The sequence below is a fragment of the Stutzerimonas sp. 21-1 genome, from assembly GCF_056336065.1.
Window position 1 is genome coordinate 2,720,451 of sequence record NZ_CM150500.1, and the last position, 16,635, is coordinate 2,737,085.

16 protein-coding genes are annotated in these 16,635 nt (G+C 63.4%); 3 read left to right on the forward strand and 13 right to left on the reverse strand.

Going from position 1 to position 16,635, the window contains the following annotated elements; genetic code table 11:
* Window positions 1-15 precede the first annotated feature (15 nt).
* The gene (locus AC0ZJQ_RS13185; RefSeq protein ID WP_476476784.1) at window positions 16-2,583 is read left to right on the forward strand and encodes a bifunctional diguanylate cyclase/phosphodiesterase; all 2,568 of its coding nucleotides are present in this window, start codon (window positions 16-18) and stop codon (window positions 2,581-2,583) included.
* Between the two features lie 24 nt (window positions 2,584-2,607).
* Here AC0ZJQ_RS13185 and AC0ZJQ_RS13190 read toward each other — a convergent pair whose 3' ends face one another.
* The 7 genes from AC0ZJQ_RS13190 to AC0ZJQ_RS13220 form a co-directional block, all read right to left on the reverse strand.
* The gene (locus AC0ZJQ_RS13190) at window positions 2,608-3,111 is read right to left on the reverse strand and encodes a hypothetical protein (RefSeq protein WP_476476785.1); all 504 of its coding nucleotides are present in this window, start codon (window positions 3,109-3,111) and stop codon (window positions 2,608-2,610) included.
* Window positions 3,112-3,152: 41 nt separating this feature from the next.
* The gene (locus tag AC0ZJQ_RS13195; RefSeq protein WP_476476786.1) at window positions 3,153-4,583 is read right to left on the reverse strand and encodes an aminotransferase-like domain-containing protein; all 1,431 of its coding nucleotides are present in this window, start codon (window positions 4,581-4,583) and stop codon (window positions 3,153-3,155) included.
* A 94-nt stretch (window positions 4,584-4,677) separates the two neighbouring features.
* Entirely contained in the window at window positions 4,678-5,484 is an 807-nt protein-coding gene (locus AC0ZJQ_RS13200; RefSeq protein ID WP_008570508.1) for an OmpA family protein, read from the reverse strand.
* Entirely contained in the window at window positions 5,481-5,753 is a 273-nt protein-coding gene (locus tag AC0ZJQ_RS13205; protein WP_177313841.1) for a DUF4398 domain-containing protein, read from the reverse strand. The genes AC0ZJQ_RS13200 and AC0ZJQ_RS13205 overlap by 4 nt, the downstream gene beginning before the upstream one ends.
* A gap of 93 nt (window positions 5,754-5,846) precedes the next feature.
* Window positions 5,847-6,668 (reverse strand): substrate-binding periplasmic protein, encoded by an 822-nt coding sequence (locus AC0ZJQ_RS13210; RefSeq protein WP_008570510.1) that lies wholly within the window; start codon window positions 6,666-6,668, stop codon window positions 5,847-5,849.
* A gap of 119 nt (window positions 6,669-6,787) precedes the next feature.
* Window positions 6,788-7,717 carry an electron transfer flavoprotein subunit alpha/FixB family protein gene (locus AC0ZJQ_RS13215; protein ID WP_043297378.1) on the reverse strand — a complete coding sequence of 310 codons (930 nt, stop codon included), beginning with the start codon at window positions 7,715-7,717 and terminating at the stop codon, window positions 6,788-6,790.
* Entirely contained in the window at window positions 7,718-8,467 is a 750-nt protein-coding gene (locus tag AC0ZJQ_RS13220) for an electron transfer flavoprotein subunit beta/FixA family protein (protein ID WP_102828881.1), read from the reverse strand.
* Window positions 8,468-8,795: 328 nt separating this feature from the next.
* On the opposite strand from AC0ZJQ_RS13220, the gene AC0ZJQ_RS13225 reads away from it, so the two are divergent.
* Window positions 8,796-10,451, forward strand: coding sequence for an electron transfer flavoprotein-ubiquinone oxidoreductase (locus tag AC0ZJQ_RS13225; RefSeq protein WP_301618552.1), 1,656 nt, complete (start codon window positions 8,796-8,798; stop codon window positions 10,449-10,451).
* A gap of 78 nt (window positions 10,452-10,529) precedes the next feature.
* Here the strand turns inward: AC0ZJQ_RS13225 and AC0ZJQ_RS13230 are convergent, their stop codons facing one another.
* The 3 genes from AC0ZJQ_RS13230 to AC0ZJQ_RS13240 form a co-directional block, all read right to left on the reverse strand.
* Window positions 10,530-11,099: a DUF1285 domain-containing protein gene (locus AC0ZJQ_RS13230; protein ID WP_301618554.1), complete on the reverse strand. Its 570-nt coding sequence runs from the start codon at window positions 11,097-11,099 to the stop codon at window positions 10,530-10,532.
* A 31-nt stretch (window positions 11,100-11,130) separates the two neighbouring features.
* Complete coding sequence (locus tag AC0ZJQ_RS13235; protein ID WP_370518336.1) at window positions 11,131-11,739, reverse strand: DUF4823 domain-containing protein; 609 nt, start codon at window positions 11,737-11,739, stop codon at window positions 11,131-11,133.
* A gap of 78 nt (window positions 11,740-11,817) precedes the next feature.
* Window positions 11,818-12,438, reverse strand: a complete 621-nt coding sequence (locus AC0ZJQ_RS13240) for a TetR/AcrR family transcriptional regulator (protein ID WP_008570636.1) — start codon at window positions 12,436-12,438, stop codon at window positions 11,818-11,820.
* A 73-nt stretch (window positions 12,439-12,511) separates the two neighbouring features.
* Between AC0ZJQ_RS13240 and AC0ZJQ_RS13245 the strand changes: the two genes are divergently transcribed.
* Window positions 12,512-13,645: an aminotransferase class V-fold PLP-dependent enzyme gene (locus AC0ZJQ_RS13245; protein ID WP_037020850.1), complete on the forward strand. Its 1,134-nt coding sequence runs from the start codon at window positions 12,512-12,514 to the stop codon at window positions 13,643-13,645.
* A 202-nt stretch (window positions 13,646-13,847) separates the two neighbouring features.
* Here AC0ZJQ_RS13245 and AC0ZJQ_RS13250 read toward each other — a convergent pair whose 3' ends face one another.
* The 3 genes from AC0ZJQ_RS13250 to AC0ZJQ_RS13260 form a co-directional block, all read right to left on the reverse strand.
* Entirely contained in the window at window positions 13,848-15,242 is a 1,395-nt protein-coding gene (locus tag AC0ZJQ_RS13250; protein WP_476476787.1) for an amino acid permease, read from the reverse strand.
* Between the two features lie 162 nt (window positions 15,243-15,404).
* A complete protein-coding gene (locus AC0ZJQ_RS13255) occupies window positions 15,405-16,190 on the reverse strand; it encodes a TatD family hydrolase (protein ID WP_213663807.1) in 786 nt (261 codons plus the stop codon).
* An 84-nt stretch (window positions 16,191-16,274) separates the two neighbouring features.
* Window positions 16,275-16,631, reverse strand: coding sequence for a PilZ domain-containing protein (locus AC0ZJQ_RS13260; protein ID WP_008570640.1), 357 nt, complete (start codon window positions 16,629-16,631; stop codon window positions 16,275-16,277).
* Window positions 16,632-16,635: the final 4 nt, after the last annotated feature.

Consider the following 16,635-nt stretch of genomic DNA (forward strand, 5'->3'; position numbering starts at 1 on the left):
TCCAGATGAATGTGCATGCCAGCAGCCCTGCCCGATATCGAAGAAAACCGCCTCCATGCCCGCGCCATTTTTACCCGTCGCATACTGCCCGGCGCAGTTAGCGTGCTGCTTTGCGCGCTGCTCGGCGCCAGCGTCGCGGTCAGCCGGATCGCTACGAGCATTGATGAAGACGCCGTTACGCAAAGCCGCTTCCTCACCGGCAAGGCCATCGAGGGGCAGCGCGAGTGGATGGGCCGCTCGGTGGTCGACTACGCCTTCTGGGGTGATGCCTATGCGCATCTCAACGGCCCGGTGAGCATCGACTGGGCCTATACGCAAGCCAACTTCGGCGCCTCGCTGTACGAAGACTTCGGCTATGAAGGCGTGCTGCTGGTGACACCGCAAGGCGAAACGCCCTATGCGGTGATTGACGGCGAGCTGCGCTCGGTCGACGCCTACCGGTGGTTGCAGGGCGGCCTGGAGCCGCTGCTGGCGCGCGCACGCCTGGCGTTCGACCACGAGCAGGGCGTGGTCGGCCTGCTATCAGTGGATGGCACGCCGGCGATGGTGGCTGCGGCCGTGCTCTCGCCAGGCGACAGCAAGGTCAAGGCTGCCGCGACGCCGGCCTCGATCGTGCTGTTCGTCGATGTGCTGGATGCCGCACGCCTGGCCGAGCTCGGCCAGGACTACGCCGTCGACGCGCTGCGCGTAGCGGATGCCGACACCCCGCGCACGGCGCCACAGCTGCCGCTGACGCTGACGCTGGAAGACGGCACCGCCCAGACCTTGACCTGGAAACCCGCGCAGCCAGGACGACGGATGCTCTGGGTAGCGCTGCCGACGCTCGCGCTGGCGGCGCTGGCGCTGGGCGGGCTGATCTGGGTGCTGGGGCGTCTGGCGCTGCGTACGGTGCAGATGATGGACACCAACTACGCCCGCCTGGCCAGCAAGAGTCGCGAGCTGCGCGCCAGCGAGGCACGTTTTCGCGATGTCGCCGAGGCGGCCTCCGACTGGATCTGGGAAACCGATGCACAGGCGCAGCTGACCTATCTCTCCAGTCGTTTCGAAGAAATCACCGGCCACGCTTCAGCTGACTGGATCGGCCGTCCGCTGATCGACCTGCTGATCAGCGATCACGCCGCCCTGCAGGAGTGGCTGCAGGCGCCACAGGCAAGCGCGCTGAAATGCAGTTACCGCGCCGCAGATGGCCGCGAACGGCATTGCCGGCTGGCCGCGCGGGCGATCCGCGATGACGGGCAGTTGCGCGGCTATCGCGGCACCGCGAGCGACATCACCGAGGAAACCCGCGCTCAGGCACGCGTCCAGTATCTGTCGCAACATGACGCACTGACCGGGCTGCCCAATCGCGCCCGCCTGCGCGACCACCTGGAAGGCCGATTGGCGGCCCTGCGCGGCACCTCCCGGCTGGCAGTGCTCTATCTCGATCTGGATCGCTTCAAGCCGGTCAACGACACACTCGGCCACGCCGCGGGCGACGAGGTGCTGATCGGGGTCGCCCAGCGCCTCAAGCAATGCACACGCGACGACGATCTGGTGGCCCGCCTGGGAGGCGACGAGTTCGTCATGGTGCTCGGCCGCCTGGGCGCGCCGGAGGACATCGCGCGGCTTTGCGAGCGGGTGATCGCCGCCATCAGCGAGCCGTTCTTCTACGAGGGACACAAGATCTACGTCGGCGCCAGTATCGGCGTCGCGGTGGCGCCCGGCGACGGCCTGCTGGCCAGCGAGCTGCTGCGCTGCGCCGACATCGCGCTGTACCAGGCCAAGGCCAATGGCCGCGGCATCTGGCATCCGTACACGCGGGAACTGGACAACCGCGCCAACGATCGCCACCGGCAGGAAGACGAGCTGCGCCAGGCGATTGCCGACGAACGTTTCGAAATTCATTACCAGCCGCGCTACCGCAGCGCGGGCTTGCACATCATCGGCGCCGAGGCCCTGCTGCGCTGGCCGCATGCAGAGCGCGGGCTGCTGCTGCCCGAGTCGTTCATCCCGCTCGCCGAAGAGACCGGACTGATCGCCACGCTGGGCAACTGGGTCTTACGCCAGGCCTGCCGCGACGCCGTAGCCTGGCCGGACGGTCTGGTGGTCTCGGTCAATCTTTCTCCGCTGCAACTGCGCCATGAACAATTGCTGGATGAGGTAAAGGCCGCGCTGGCCGAAAGCGGCCTGCCCGCCAGCCGGCTGGAGCTGGAAATCACCGAGAGCGCCCTGCTGCAGGAAAACGCCGGCACCCTGGCGCTGCTCAGCAGCCTCAAGGCGCTGGGCGTGCGACTGGCGATGGATGATTTCGGCACGGGCTATTCGTCGCTCAGCAACCTGCGCACCTACCCGTTCGACGTAATCAAGATCGACACCAGCTTCGTCGGCGGCATGCAGGAGAATGCCGAAGATCACTCGATCGTCCGCGCACTGATCGATCTCGGCCGTGGGCTGAATCTGCAGGTCACCGCCGAAGGCGTGGAAACCGCCGAGCAATTGCGCCTGCTGCAGGCCGACGGCTGCACCGAGGTACAGGGCTTCCACATGAGCCGGCCGCTGGCGGCCGACGCACTACTGACGCTACTGGCACGCCGGGCGCCGTGAGCGGCGCGGTTCGTCCGGCCGCGCTCAGCGCTTGAACTCGAACTGAATTTCCGCGCCTTCGATCAGCGGATCGTCTTCCTCGTCGCCGGTGATCAGCCGCCCGCTCATCTGTACCGACTGCGTCGGCTCACTGAACAGCGGCGGCAGCAGGCTCATCGCCGGCGCGGACTCGTCGTGCTCGAACTCCTTGGCCCAGTCTTCCGGCAGACTCAGGTCGAGCCGGGGGGTGGTCAACTCGATCTCTTCGATCTTCTCAAGCTTCTCGGGAGTCGCGACCTTGTGCACCGGCGCCGCGGGTGACGGCTTCGGTACGCTGATCTGCACGGGCGGCTTCGTTTCGTCGGCCTGTTCAGTTGCGGGCGCGACCTCGATCTTCAGATCCGGCGGCGCTTCGGCAGCCTGCTGCGGTGCGGCCGGTGTCTGCAGCGCGGGTGGCGCGGTCTTCTCTGGCGCCGGCGGCGTGGACGGCTCCTTATCGCAGGCTGTCAGCGCGAGCAGCGCACCTGCCAGCCACAGGGGTTTGATCATCGCAGCGCCGCTCCTCTCGTTCGCGCATACCGGGCGCGGCGCTATTGTGCCTCTCGGCAAAGCTCGACGGCCAGCGCGCCGAGCGTACTCAGCGCCCGCTCTGTCTCGCGGTTCCAGGGCAGGCCGCAGTTCAACCGGATGCAGTGATTGAACTGCTCGGTGTTACTGAAGATCAGCCCCGGCGCGATGCTGATACCCTGCGCCAGCGCACGCACCTGCAGGTCCTTGGTGTTGACCCGTGCCGGCAGGCTGACCCAGAGAATGAAATTGCCCTTGGGCCGGGTCATCTGCGTGCCTTCGGGAAAGTAACGCTGCACCGCCAGCTGGAACGCCGACAGGTTCTTGCGGTACTCCTGCCGGATGAAGCGCAGGTGGCGGTCATAGCCACCATTCTCCAGATAAGCGGCCACGCCCATCTGCGTCACGCTGCACGCCGAGTGCGTGCTGAACGTCTGCAGCCGCTGCACCTCGGCCTGGTGCCGGCCGGCGATGATCCAGCCGATGCGTACGCCCGGCGACAGGGTCTTGGAGAAGCTCGAGCAATAGATCACCCGGCCTTCGCGGTCATTGGACTTGAGCGCCTTGTACTGACCCTGCTCGAACATCAGCTCGCCATAGATATCGTCCTCGACGATCTGGATGTCGAAGCGTGACGCCAGGTTGAGCAGCTGCTTCTGCCGGCTGTCGGGCATACTCACGCCCAGCGGGTTGCTCAGTCGCGCGGTCAGCACCAGCGCCTTGATCGGCCACTGGCTGGCGGCCAGCTGCAGCGCCTCGAGGCTCATGCCGGTGTCCGGGTCGCTGGGGATCTCGATCACCTTCAGCCCCAGCAGGTCCGCCAGTTGCAGCAGGCCGTAATAGGTCGGCGACTCGGCGGCAATCAGGTCGCCGGGCCGGGTCAGTACGCGCAACGACATCTGCAGCGCGTCGACACAACCGTGGGTGATCACCACTTCGGCCGGATCGACCAGCACCCCGGCGTCGCGCATGCGGATCGCCACCTGCCGACGCAGCGGTTCGTAACCCGGACTGAACATGTAGCTGAACGCCCGCGGACTGTGGAAGCGGGTCACCTTGGCCAGCTGCTGGTGCAGCGCGCGCACCGGCAGGTAGTCGACGTGCGGAACGGCAGCGCCCAGCGGAATCAGGCCCTCGCGGCGCGACTCGTTGAGCACCTGGTTGATGATGCTGCTGCGGGTGACCAGCGTGGGCCGCTCGACCTGCGCAATGTCGGGCGTCGGCGCAGTCAACATCAGCGTCTGGTGCACGTAGAAGCCCGACTGCGGACGGGCGCGGATCATGCCCTGGTCTTCCAGGTTGGCGTAGGCCTGCAGCACCGTCGCGTGGCTGACGTTGAGCTGCTGGCTCATCTTGCGCACCGAGGGCACGCGCTCACCCGGGCGATAGACGCCGCGCCGGATATCCTCGGCCAGCTGTTGAGCGATGCGCTGATAGAGCAACAGATTGGTCATTTTTGCCGATCCCCGCGAACTGAACCGTAACAGTAGCTCAGCAACGAAGAATGAAACCAATACAGTTACATCGCGAGTGGGCGAAACAGATGTTTCAGCGATCAGGCCCCAGCTCGCCTTGCGCATCGGAAAAGAGGATTTCCACGCGCCGATTCTGCGCACGACCGCGCGCCGAAGCGTTTTCCGCAACCGGGAAGGCTTCACCGTAACCGCGTATCTCGATGCGCTGCGAAGCGATGCCCAGATCGGTCAGCACCTCGGCGACGGCCTCAGCGCGCGCCTTCGACAGCGCAAGGTTGCGGTCGGCGTCACCGCGACTGTCGGTATAGCCCTCGATGCGTACCCGCCGCTGCGGGTTGAGTTCGAGGAAATGCGCCAGCTTGAGCAGCGTCCGATTGGCCTCGCGGCCCAGCTCGTCGCTGTCGGCACGGAACAACACATCGCCGAGCGTCATCACCAACCCGCGATCGGTCTCGGTCGCCGCCATGCTGATGATCTGGTCATCACCCCAGCGCCCCGGTTGCTGCGCACTCAACAGGCGGGCATCGCGCAGCATGTCGCGCAGGCGCTGGCGCTCCATCTGCAGTTGCACGATGCGCTGCTGATTGTCGAGCAGCGTACCGTGCTGCCGGGCGATCTCGCTGTAGCTGAGGCTCAGGTAGGAATAATGCTGGGCATCCTCGGCGCCGCCCCAGAACTCGGCAAAGCGCTGCGCCCGCGCCAGCGATTCGCCGGCGCGCACGACGTCCTTCGGCGCTCCACGCTGGATCCGCGTGTCGCTGCTGACCTTGGTGTAGCTCTCTGCTGCCTGGGAAAGCTGCTGTTCGAGGTCGGGATTGGCGCAACCGGCCAGCCCGCCCAGCAGGAGGCAGATCAGCCCCTGTCGACGAAACCGGCTCACCGCAGATCGCCCAGTTGTTGGCGCAGGCGCTCGATGCTGCGGTTCAGCTCGGCAATCTGGCTGGCACTCTTGGCATTCAGCACCCGCGCTTCGGCCAGACGCGCATCCAGCTCAGCCTGCTCGCTCAGCAGGCGCGCCTGCCGGAAGTCCTCGTCGTTCATGGCCGCACGGGCAGCGGCCAGCTTCAGCTCAGCGAGCATCAGCTCGGCCGTATGCTCGTCGGCACCGACTGCCCGTGCCTGCTGCATGGCCTTTTCGGTCAGACGCATCTGTTCGAGCGGCGCCGGATCACTGGCGCAACCACCGAGGACGGCCAGCGCCAGCACGAATAAGAGACAGGAGAGTTTCTTCACAACGATGTCCTACTGTGGCAACGCCTTCGCCGTTCCGACCTGCTGCAGTTTCCAGCGTTCCAGATTGCTGGCCAGCAGCTGCTCGGGTATCCCGGCGGCGCGCAATTCTGTCATCTTCAGCGCCAGTTGTCCCCGCAGCCAGGCGTCGTTGCAGGCGGAGTTGTGGGAAATGGCCAGATGCATCTCATGGCTGAGCACCGGCGGCTCCAGCCGCTGCACCTTGTCCAGCATCCCCAGCGCGCCCATGTCGGCAAGCGCGCTGTAGCGCTCGTGCAGGACGTAGTCGGTCTTGCCGGTCAGCAGCTGCCCCATTGCCTGTGACAACGAGGCAACCGGCTGCAGCGTCAGGCGTTGCCTGGCAAAAGCATCGAACTCGCGACCAAATCGACTGGTGCTGACGAAACGTCCATCATGCCCGGCGAGGTCGTCGCGCGTGGCATAGAAGAACCCCGGCTCGTTGCGCACCCAGGCCACTGTCTGCAGCGACGCGATGGACGGATGAACGAAATCCATCTCGTCCAGGCGCTGCGTCACCAGCCGGGCATCGGCCAGGATATCGACCCGACCGCTGCGCACTTCGTCGAGCGCCTTGCTGGCGTCGCCACTGTAGAGCAATTCGACCTTCACCCCGAGGGACTTGCCGATCTGCTTCAGCAGCTCGGCATTGGCGCCCAGCAGCCGTTGCGGATTCTGCGGGTCGCGCCAGAGAAACGGTGGGTTGTCCGCCGCCCCGGTGGCAACCAGTCGCTCGCATTTCCCCACTGCGAACGCCAGCGAGGGCACCACCAGCAGCGCAACCAGAACCGATCTCAGCAGAAGGCCAAACCCCATGAACGACACCTTTTGAAGGAGCACACGAACGCGACGCGGCGTGATCTTAGCATTGGCCGCCCTGCCGTTCGCGCATAAAAAAACCCGCTCGAAAGCGGGTTTTTTGGGCGGCTGACGAATCAGACCAGCTTTTCCAGCTCCGGCACGATCTCGAACAGATCGCCGACCAGACCGTAATCGGCAACCTGGAAGATCGGTGCTTCCTCGTCCTTGTTGATCGCAACGATCACCTTGGAATCCTTCATGCCGGCCAGGTGCTGAATGGCACCGGAAATACCAACGGCAATGTACAGCTGCGGTGCGACGATCTTGCCGGTCTGGCCGACCTGCATGTCGTTGGGCACGAAACCGGCGTCGACCGCGGCACGCGAGGCGCCTACCGCCGCGCCGAGCTTGTCGGCCAGCGAATACAGGTGCTTGAAGTTCTCGCCGTTCTGCATGCCGCGACCGCCGGAAATGACGATCTTGGCGGCGGTCAGCTCGGGACGGTCGGACTTGGCCAGCTCCTCGCCGACGAAGGAGGATTTGCCCGCGTCACCACTGCCGGAGATCTGCTCGATGGCAGCCGAACCACCTTCGCCGCTGACCGCGTCGAAGCCTGTGGTACGCACGGTGATCACCTTGATCGGTGCGGTGGACTGTACGGTGGCGATGGCGTTGCCGGCGTAGATCGGACGCTTGAAGGTGTCAGCGCTTTCGACCGACGTGATCTCGGAGATCTGGTCGACATCCAGCAGCGCAGCGACGCGCGGCAGGAAGTTCTTGCCGTTGGTGGTGGCTGCGGCCAACACGTGACTGTAATTCTTCGCCAGATCGGCGATCAGCGGCGCAACGTTTTCCGGCAGCTGATGGGCATAAGCGGCATCGTCGGCAACCAGCACCTTGGAAACGCCAGCGATCTTGGCAGCTGCCTCGCCAATGGCGCCACAGCCGGAGCCAGCGACCAGCACATGGATGTCGCCACCGATTTTCGCGGCTGCCGCCACGGTGTTCAGGGTTGCGGCCGCGAGGACGGCGTTGTTGTGTTCAGCGATAACCAGGATAGTCATTTAGATTACCTTCGCCTCGTTCTTCAGTTTCTCGACCAGTTCTGCCACGGACTTGACCTTGATGCCGGCGCTGCGGGCAGCCGGCGCTTCGACCTTCAGGGTCTTCACGGTGGAGCCGGTGGCGACGCCCAGCGCATCCGGGGTCAGGGTTTCCAGCGGCTTCTTCTTGGCCTTCATGATGTTCGGCAGCGACGCGTAGCGCGGCTCGTTCAGGCGCAGGTCGGTGGTCACGATTGCCGGCAGGCTCAGCGCGACGGTCTGCAGGCCGCCGTCGATCTCACGGGTGACGTTGACCTTGTCGCCAGCCACTTCCACCTTGGAGGCGAAGGTGCCCTGGGCGTACCCGGTCAGCGCGGCCAGCATCTGGCCGGTCTGGTTGTTGTCGCTGTCGATGGCCTGCTTGCCGAGGATCACCAGCTGCGGCTGTTCCTTGTCGACCACTGCCTTGAGCAGCTTGGCGACGGCCAGGGAGCTCAGTTCATCCGCAGACTCAACCAGCACGGCGCGGTCGGCGCCCAGTGCCAGCGCGGTGCGCAGCTGCTCCTGAGCAGCGGCCGGACCGATGGTGACGACAACGATCTCACTCGCCACGCCCTTCTCTTTCAGGCGCACGGCTTCTTCCACAGCGATTTCGCAGAAGGGGTTCATCGACATCTTGACGTTGGCGAGGTCGACGCCGGAGTTGTCCGCCTTGACGCGAACCTTGACGTTGTAGTCGACCACTCGTTTGACAGCTACAAGAACCTTCATGGATTCCTCGTTACTCTCCGGTGAATAGAATTTCGCCGAGGCGAACCGAACCCGGCGCGAAGGCTCTGGGATCGTCAGTCATTTGCCTGTGCGGCGAGCGCAAACCGTTCGTATCTTGACCGCAGGCCGCGGATGGGGTCAACAACGCATATGCCCCGTCATAACCATGCGGTGCGGGCGATTCTAACAGGCTTCGGAAAAATTCAAACAAACGTTTGTATTGGACCGGTTCGAGCGTCTATATATAATGCGCCGGCCGGTTCGATCAGGGAACGATTGTGCCTTTGCCACTCACATAACAAACAAGCCTTGACTAGGAGAAAGCCCAATGGAACGCGAATACATGGAATTCGACGTTGTCATCGTCGGCGCCGGCCCTGCAGGCCTGTCCGCAGCCTGCCGCCTGAAGCAGAAAGCCGCCGATGCCGGTCAGGAAATCAGTGTATGCGTCGTCGAAAAGGGTTCCGAAGTAGGCGCCCACATTCTCTCCGGCGCGGTCTTCGAGCCGCGCGCGCTGGACGAACTGTTCCCCAACTGGAAAGAACTTGGCGCCCCGCTGAACACTCCGGTCAAGCGCGACGACATCTATCTGCTCAAGAACGCCGACGCCGCCAGCAAACTGCCCAACGCCCTGGTTCCCAAGACCATGCACAACGAGGGCAACTACATCATTTCGCTCGGCAATCTGTGCCGCTGGCTGGCACAGCAGGCCGAGAATCTCGGCGTGGAAATCTATCCGGGCTTCGCCGCTCAGGAAGCGCTGATCGACGAGCAAGGCGTGGTACGTGGCATCATCACCGGTGATCTGGGCGTCGATCGCGAAGGCAATCCGAAGGACGGCATGTACACGCCGGGCATGGAACTGCGCGCGAAATACACGCTGTTCGCCGAGGGATGCCGCGGCCATATCGGCAAGCAACTGATCAATCGTTTCCAGCTCAACGCCAACGTCGATCCGCAGCACTACGGCATCGGCATCAAGGAGCTGTGGGACATCGACCCGGCCAAGCACGAACAGGGTCTGGTCGTACACACCGCCGGCTGGCCACTGGATGACGACAACACGGGCGGCTCCTTCCTCTATCACCTGGAGAACAACCAGGTGGTCGTAGGTCTGATCGTCGATCTGTCCTACAGCAACCCGCACCTGTCGCCGTTCGATGAATTCCAGCGCTACAAGCATCATCCGGTGATCAAGCAGTACCTCGAGGGCGGCAAGCGTGTGTCCTACGGTGCCCGCGCCATCGCCAAGGGCGGCCTGAACTGCCTGCCGAAAATGGTCTTCAACGGCGGCGCGCTGATCGGCTGCGACGCCGGCACCCTGAACTTCGCCAAGATCAAGGGCAGCCATACGGCAATGAAGTCCGGCATGCTTGCCGCCGAAGCGGCTGCCGATGCGCTGCTGGCCGGGCGCGAGGGCGGCGATGAACTGACCGCCTATCAGGAAGGCTTCAAAAATAGCTGGCTGTACGATGAGTTGTACAAGAGCCGCAATTTCGGCGCCGCCATCCACAAATGGGGCGCAATCATGGGCGGCGCATTCAACTTCATCGACCAGAACATCTTCGGTGGCAAGATCCCCTTCACCCTGCACGACAGCAAGCCGGACCATGCCTGCCTGAAGCCGGCAGCCGAGGCGAAGAAGATCGACTATCAGAAGCCAGACGGCAAACTGAGCTTCGACAAGCTCTCTTCGGTATTCCTCTCCAACACCAACCACGAGGAAGACCAGCCGATCCACCTGCGGCTGACCGATCCGAACATTCCGATCGAGAAGAATCTGCCGCTGTACGATGAGCCAGCACAACGCTACTGCCCGGCGGGCGTGTACGAAGTCGTCAGCAACGACGACGGCAGCAAGCGCTTCCAGATCAACGCGCAGAACTGCGTGCACTGCAAGACTTGCGACATCAAGGACCCGGCGCAGAACATCACCTGGGTGGCGCCGGAAGGCACTGGTGGCCCAAACTACCCCAACATGTAAATAAAGCGTCAACGAAAAAAGGCTCCTTCGGGAGCCTTTTTCGTCGAGGTGACATTCTTGCCGAGCCGTCGCACGGCGCTACTCCGTCGCCCGCCCGAGCGGGAAGAACTCGCCGCCACTCCAGACACCCAGCCAGCTCTCTCCGTCGAGCAGACGTGGCACCGCCAGCTCCACCAGTTCGTAAAACACGTTGCGATGAACCAGCGCCTCCAGATTCGCACGCACATGCACATAGGGAGAAGGCTGGCCGGTTTGCGGATCCAGTTCGACGCGCAGCGGATGCTCGCCGCCAACCAGGACCTCATCCTCGACGTTGGTGATCATGCGCAGCTGCTGGGCTTCACCCTGCCCCGTCACCTCCAGGCGCACCGCCACGAACGGTGCGTCATCAACGCGTATCCCGACCTTCTCGACCGGCGTAACCAGAAAGTACCCCTCGCCATCACGCCGCAACACGGTGGAGAACAGACGCACCATCGCCGGCCGGGTGATCGGCGTACCGAGGTAATACCAGCTGCCATCGCGGGCAATGCGCATATCGATGTCGCCACAGAATGGCGGATTCCAGAGATGCACCGGCGGCAGTGCACGCCCCTCGGCCTTCGGGATCTGCCCAAGCAGTTCTGTGGCTTTCGTAGATTCGCTCATTGGTATGGTCCTCCGCGTCACCAGTCGACACTCAGTCGCTGAGCCCCAGCAGACGCCGCGCATAATCTCGCAACGGCGGGCCGAGCAGCTCGTCAGGCTTGGCATCGTACAGATTGAGTAGCCCGCCGCGGGCGCGGATGCGCGCAGTATCGACCAGATAGCGCGTACCGGTCTCGACCAGCATCAGCTGCACGACGCCACTGTCGACCCCCAGACGATCGACGGCACGCTGTTCGTTCAGCTCATCGAAACTGCCAATACGGTCATCCGCCGCGGCGAAACGCGTATAGAGCACGTAGTGCGCGCCGACGGTCGTTGCCTGCGCCATCGCTTCTTCGAAGCCGACCGGCTGCGCCGCACGACGCACCATCGGGAAATACTCGACGAATCCGGCGAACGCCTCCTCGGCGACCACATTGGGACGCGGATAGCCATTACCCGGCGGGGTGAAAGGCCCCTGCGCAATATAGATGAAGGAATCGGCCTGCAAACGCCACGGGCTGGCACGGCGCGTCTGGCTGTGGTCGAGGATGCCGGCGTCGCGCAGGTGATAGCGGGTGCCTTCGGCCATGTCGCTGACCTTCATGCAGCCGGCCAGGGTCAGGGCGCCCAGCACTACGTAGAGCAATCGCATCTGCATATTCTCCAGCCGGCGACGGGAAGCCGGCACGTCGCTGCCTGAATGCAGCATCCACGCCATACCACCCGCCGGTATCCCTCAATCACGCTTGCGCTTGTTGCCCATGCGCACGCCGATGTCCATGAGAAACTGGAAGAACCCTTCCTGATCCTCTAGCACATTGCTCCAGAACGGCGAGTGATACAGCGCGACCGCGCCATGCACCAGCGCCCAGGCCGCGCAATAGTGGAAATACGGCGGCACGTCTTCGAGCTTGCCTTCGGCGATGCGGCCTTCGATCAGCTGAGTCAGACGCTGGAAGTTGGAGGCGCGAATGCGATGCAGCTCTTCCACCAGCTCCGGCACCTGATTGCCCTTCACGACTTTCTCTTCCAGCCGGTCGAACAGGCGGTAGCGCTGCGGATCGCGCATGCGGAACTCGAAATAGGCCCGTGACAATGCTTCCTTGTCACGGTCGACATCTTCGGAATGAAGCAGCGCGTTCAGGTCACGCTCATAATCGAGCATCAGCCGCAGGTAGATTTCGGCCTTGGACTTGAAGTGCTTGTAGATGGTGCCTTTGCCGATTCCGACGGCATCGGCAATCATCTCGACCGTGACGCTGTCTTCGCCCTGATCGAGAAACAGCTGCAGGGCAATGTCGAGTATTTCCTGTTCGCGGCGACGAAACTCGCGAACCTTCCGGGATTCTGTCTGCATGGAGGGCTGCTGGCGTGAAAAACGAGGTAGCCATTATGCCTATCCAGTCATCGAATGCACGAGGCATCCAACAATGATTCAATTCAGTGACGAATTTCCTCATCCGGTCGGATTGAGATACCTGAACCATGCTGCCGTCGCACCTTGGCCTCGGCGGGCAGCGCAGGCCGTCTCGCGCTTCGCCGAGCAGAACATGACCATCGGCGCCCGCGACTATCCACAATGGCTGGAAACCGAACAGCGCCTGCGCGAGCGCCTCGCGCGCCTGCTCAATGCGCCCGGCAGCGCGGACATCGCGCTGGTCAAGAACACCTCGGAAGCCCTGTCGTTCGTGGCATTCGGCCTGGATTGGCAACACGGCGACCAGATCATCATCAGCGATGAGGAGTTTCCGTCCAACCGAGTGGTCTGGGAGGCGCTACGCCCGCAAGGCGTGGAGGTCATCCAGGTCAGTCTCAAGGGTGCCGATCCGGAAGCCGACCTGCTCGCCGCCTGCGGCCCGCGGGTACGTCTGATGGCCATCAGCGCCGTGCAATATGCCAGCGGCCTGCGTCTTGACCTCCAGCGCCTGGGAGAAGGCTGTGAGCAGCGGGGCGTGCTGCTGTGTATCGATGCGATTCAGCAGATCGGCGCCCTGCCCTTCGACGTGCAACAAAGCCGCTGCGCGTTTGCGATGGCGGATGGACACAAGTGGATGCTGGGACCGGAGGGGCTTGGCGTGTTCTATTGCCGTGGCGATCTGCGCGAGCGCCTCACACTGCACGAATTCGGCTGGCACATGCTCGAGCATGCCGGCGACTACGAGCGCAGCGAATGGGAGCCCGCCCACAGCGCCCGGCGCTTTGAGTGCGGCAGCCCGAACATGCTTGGCGCGATGGCGCTGGATGCCAGCCTGTCGCTGCTCGAGGAGATCGGCATGCCACAGGTTGCCAACGGACTGGCCGAGCGTATCGACTGGCTACACCAGGGTCTGAAAGGCATCGACGGCATCGAGCTTCTGAGTCCCGGGACTCGGGAACGTCGCTCCGGCATCGTCACCTTCCGCCTGGACAGCGGCTCGAATCAAACGCTTTTCGAGCAACTGAAAGCCGAACAGATCGTGTGCGCGCTGCGCGGTGGCGGCGTGCGCTTTTCACCGCACTTCTACACCGAGGCGCGGATCATCGATGAAACCCTGGCGGTGGTCGCCCGCCTAGCACGCGCTTGAGCGATGAATCGCCAGCGGATGTATTCCAAATAGATTTAACAAAATCGCCGCTATTGGCGGCGAAATCTTTCGAACAGACTAATACTTGAGAGCACTGGTGAGGCATTCCCCCCACTGCCTGACCAGCTGAGAGCGTGAGGAACACGCTCTCATACTCCTAATGGTCTTGACCCGGCTCTCCGTTCAGGGAAGCCGGGTTTTTTTAGGCCGTCCGGGCGATACGCCTGCGGCGTATCTGAAAGCACAGACCGAGGAAGGCCACCCAGAACGGAATGGCGTACACCGACAACCGGATACCCGGGATGAACAGCATGATCGTCAGGATGCCGACCACGAACGCCAGGCACAGGTAATTGCTGAACGGGAACCAGAATGCCTTGAAACTCGGCTCGACGCCGCGCTGCTGCATCGCCTTGCGGAATTTCAGGTGCGCCAGGCTGATCATGGCCCAGTTGATTACCAGTGAGGCCACCACCAGCGACATCAGCAGTTCGAGCGCATTCTGCGGTGCCAGATAGTTGACCAGCACACACAGCAGCGTAACCGCCGCCGAGACGCCAATCGCCAGCACGGGTACGCCACGTCGGTTGACCTTGAGCAAGGCGCGGGGAGCATCCCCCTGCTCGGCCAGGCCGTAGAGCATGCGGCTGTTGCAGTACACGCCGCTGTTGTAAACCGACAACGCGGCGGTCAGCACGACGAAATTGAGCAGATGGGCGGCGGTATCGCTGCCGATCAGCGAGAAGATCTGCACGAACGGGCTGCCGCTGTAGGGGTCGGCCGCCGAACCCAGGGTTTCCAGCAGACTGTCCCACGGATAAAGCGTCAGCAGCACGGTAAGCGCGCCGATGTAGAAGATCAGAATCCGATAGACGACCTGGTTGATCGCCTTCGGGATCACCGTTTTCGGGTCGGCTGCCTCCGCAGCGGTGATCCCCACCAATTCCAGTCCGCCGAAGGAGAACATGATGATGGCCAGCGCCATGACCAGACCATGGATGCCGTTGGGGAAGAACCCGCCGTGACTCCACAGGTTGCTGATGCTCGCCTGCTCGCCGCCCTGTCCGCTGAACAGCAGGAACAGTCCGAGCATGATCATGCCGATGATCGCCGCGACCTTGATGATCGCAAACCAGAACTCGGCCTCGCCGAACGCCTTCACGTTGGTCAGGTTGATCAGGTTGATCAGTACGAAGAAGGCTGCCGCCGTCGCCCAGGTGGGTATTTCCGGCCACCAGAACTGCACGTATTTGCCGACTGCCGTCAGCTCGGCCATGCCTACCAGAACGTAGAGCACCCAGTAGTTCCAACCCGACATGAAGCCGGCGAACGGCCCCCAGTATTGATGGGCGAAATGGCTGAACGAGCCGGCGACCGGTTCCTCGACGATCATCTCGCCGAGCTGACGCATGATCAGGAAAGCAATCAGGCCGCCAATGGCGTAGCCCAGGATCATCGACGGACCGGCGCTACGCAGCACCCCGGCCGATCCCAGGAACAGGCCGGTACCGATGGCGCCACCGAGCGCGATGAGCTGGATATGGCGATTCTTCAGGCCACGCTGGAGCGGGCCGGTATGCAGTGTGTCGCGAGTCATTGCGTCACCTTCTGTGACGGTTGTGGGGCCGCCGACACGCTGTCGGCAGCGACGAAACTCCGAGCATGTAGCCAACGCATCGGATTACGCTCGATGGCGCAGAGCCATGAGCACAAGCGGCGCGCATTGTACACGCCCGAACGCCCACGCAGCCCTCTGCAATCAAGGCGCGACGTGCGCCAGCGGGAACAGGCGGCGGAAGTTGGCCGTGGTCTGTTCGGCAAAACGCTCGAAGGGTACGTCACGCCAGTGCGCGAGAAATTCCGCGACCTCACGCACGTACTGCGGCAGGTTGGGCTGGCCGCGATGAGGCACCGGTGCCAGGTACGGCGCATCGGTTTCCACCAGCAAGCGGTCGGCCGGTATCCGCCGCGCCACGTCGCGTAGCGCGTCCGCATTGCGAAACGTGACGATTCCGGACAGCGAAATGTAGAACCCCAGATCGAGGGCCGCTCTGGCCATGTCCCAGTCCTCGGTGAAGCAGTGCAGCACACCGGCCTGCGGCAACGCGGCCTCGCGCAGCAGCACCAGGGTATCGGCACGCGCTTCGCGGGTATGCACGATGACCGGCTTGCCCGTGATCTGCGCAGCCTGCAGATGCAGACGGAATGACTCGCGCTGGCGCTCGGCAGCCTGCGGCTCGTAGTGGTAATCGAGGCCGGTTTCGCCAATGGCGGCCACCCGCGGATGAGCCAGCTCAGCGAGCAGCCAATCCAGCGCCGGCTGCGCTCCCGGTTCCAGATCCAGCGGATGCACGCCAATCGAGCAATCGACGTCGGCATGCCGCTCGGCGATGGCCTTGACCGCGGCCGCATTGTCCGCACTGACGCCAATGCAGAGAAAATGTCCGACACCGCACGCACGTGCCGCGTCCAGCGCCGCATCGAGCGAACCGCCATGAGCGGCGAGATCGAGTCGGTCCAGATGACAGTGGGAATCTACCAGCATGGGAAATCGCTTATCGCCTGGTTGGGAAAGGCGGCGATTGTAAGGTAAACGCGTGCAGGCTTGGGGTCGCTCAGCGCCCGCCGGTCACATGGTATGGGTCGGACGATCGGATTTCAGCGCGCCGGCCAGGTAGGTCTCGATCTTGTTGCGGGCCGTGGCGTCGCCGTCATTGAACTGCACGCCGACCCCCGCCGCACGGTTGCTCTGCGCGCCTTTGGGAGTGATCCACACGACCTTGCCGGCGACCGGGATCTTCTCCGGCTCATCCATCAGATTGAGCAGCATGAAGACCTCGTCGCCGAGCTTGTAGCTCTTGTTCGTTGGAATGAACAATCCGCCGTTCTTGATGAAGGGCATGAAGGCCGCATACAGCACGGACTTGTCCTTGATGGTCAGGGACAGAATGCCGTTACGCGGACCGAGGTTTGCTGGCAGGCTCATGCGA

What these genes read in the sequence shown, in the direction of transcription:
- AC0ZJQ_RS13220 (WP_102828881.1), bottom strand. Translation starts at nt 8,467, where the DNA reads ATGAAGGTTCTTGTAGCTGTCAAACGAGTGGTCGACTACAACGTCAAG.
- AC0ZJQ_RS13205 (WP_177313841.1), bottom strand. Translation starts at nt 5,753, where the DNA reads ATGCGTCTGACCGAAAAGGCCATGCAGCAGGCACGGGCAGTCGGTGCC.
- AC0ZJQ_RS13185 (WP_476476784.1), top strand. Translation starts at nt 16, where the DNA reads ATGCCAGCAGCCCTGCCCGATATCGAAGAAAACCGCCTCCATGCCCGC.
- AC0ZJQ_RS13195 (WP_476476786.1), bottom strand. Translation starts at nt 4,583, where the DNA reads ATGACCAATCTGTTGCTCTATCAGCGCATCGCTCAACAGCTGGCCGAG.
- AC0ZJQ_RS13230 (WP_301618554.1), bottom strand. Translation starts at nt 11,099, where the DNA reads ATGAGCGAATCTACGAAAGCCACAGAACTGCTTGGGCAGATCCCGAAG.
- AC0ZJQ_RS13225 (WP_301618552.1), top strand. Translation starts at nt 8,796, where the DNA reads ATGGAACGCGAATACATGGAATTCGACGTTGTCATCGTCGGCGCCGGC.
- AC0ZJQ_RS13255 (WP_213663807.1), bottom strand. Translation starts at nt 16,190, where the DNA reads ATGCTGGTAGATTCCCACTGTCATCTGGACCGACTCGATCTCGCCGCT.
- AC0ZJQ_RS13235 (WP_370518336.1), bottom strand. Translation starts at nt 11,739, where the DNA reads ATGCAGATGCGATTGCTCTACGTAGTGCTGGGCGCCCTGACCCTGGCC.
- AC0ZJQ_RS13260 (WP_008570640.1), bottom strand. Translation starts at nt 16,631, where the DNA reads ATGAGCCTGCCAGCAAACCTCGGTCCGCGTAACGGCATTCTGTCCCTG.
- AC0ZJQ_RS13250 (WP_476476787.1), bottom strand. Translation starts at nt 15,242, where the DNA reads ATGACTCGCGACACACTGCATACCGGCCCGCTCCAGCGTGGCCTGAAG.
- AC0ZJQ_RS13215 (WP_043297378.1), bottom strand. Translation starts at nt 7,717, where the DNA reads ATGACTATCCTGGTTATCGCTGAACACAACAACGCCGTCCTCGCGGCC.
- AC0ZJQ_RS13240 (WP_008570636.1), bottom strand. Translation starts at nt 12,438, where the DNA reads ATGCAGACAGAATCCCGGAAGGTTCGCGAGTTTCGTCGCCGCGAACAG.
- AC0ZJQ_RS13190 (WP_476476785.1), bottom strand. Translation starts at nt 3,111, where the DNA reads ATGATCAAACCCCTGTGGCTGGCAGGTGCGCTGCTCGCGCTGACAGCC.
- AC0ZJQ_RS13210 (WP_008570510.1), bottom strand. Translation starts at nt 6,668, where the DNA reads ATGGGGTTTGGCCTTCTGCTGAGATCGGTTCTGGTTGCGCTGCTGGTG.
- AC0ZJQ_RS13245 (WP_037020850.1), top strand. Translation starts at nt 12,512, where the DNA reads ATGATTCAATTCAGTGACGAATTTCCTCATCCGGTCGGATTGAGATAC.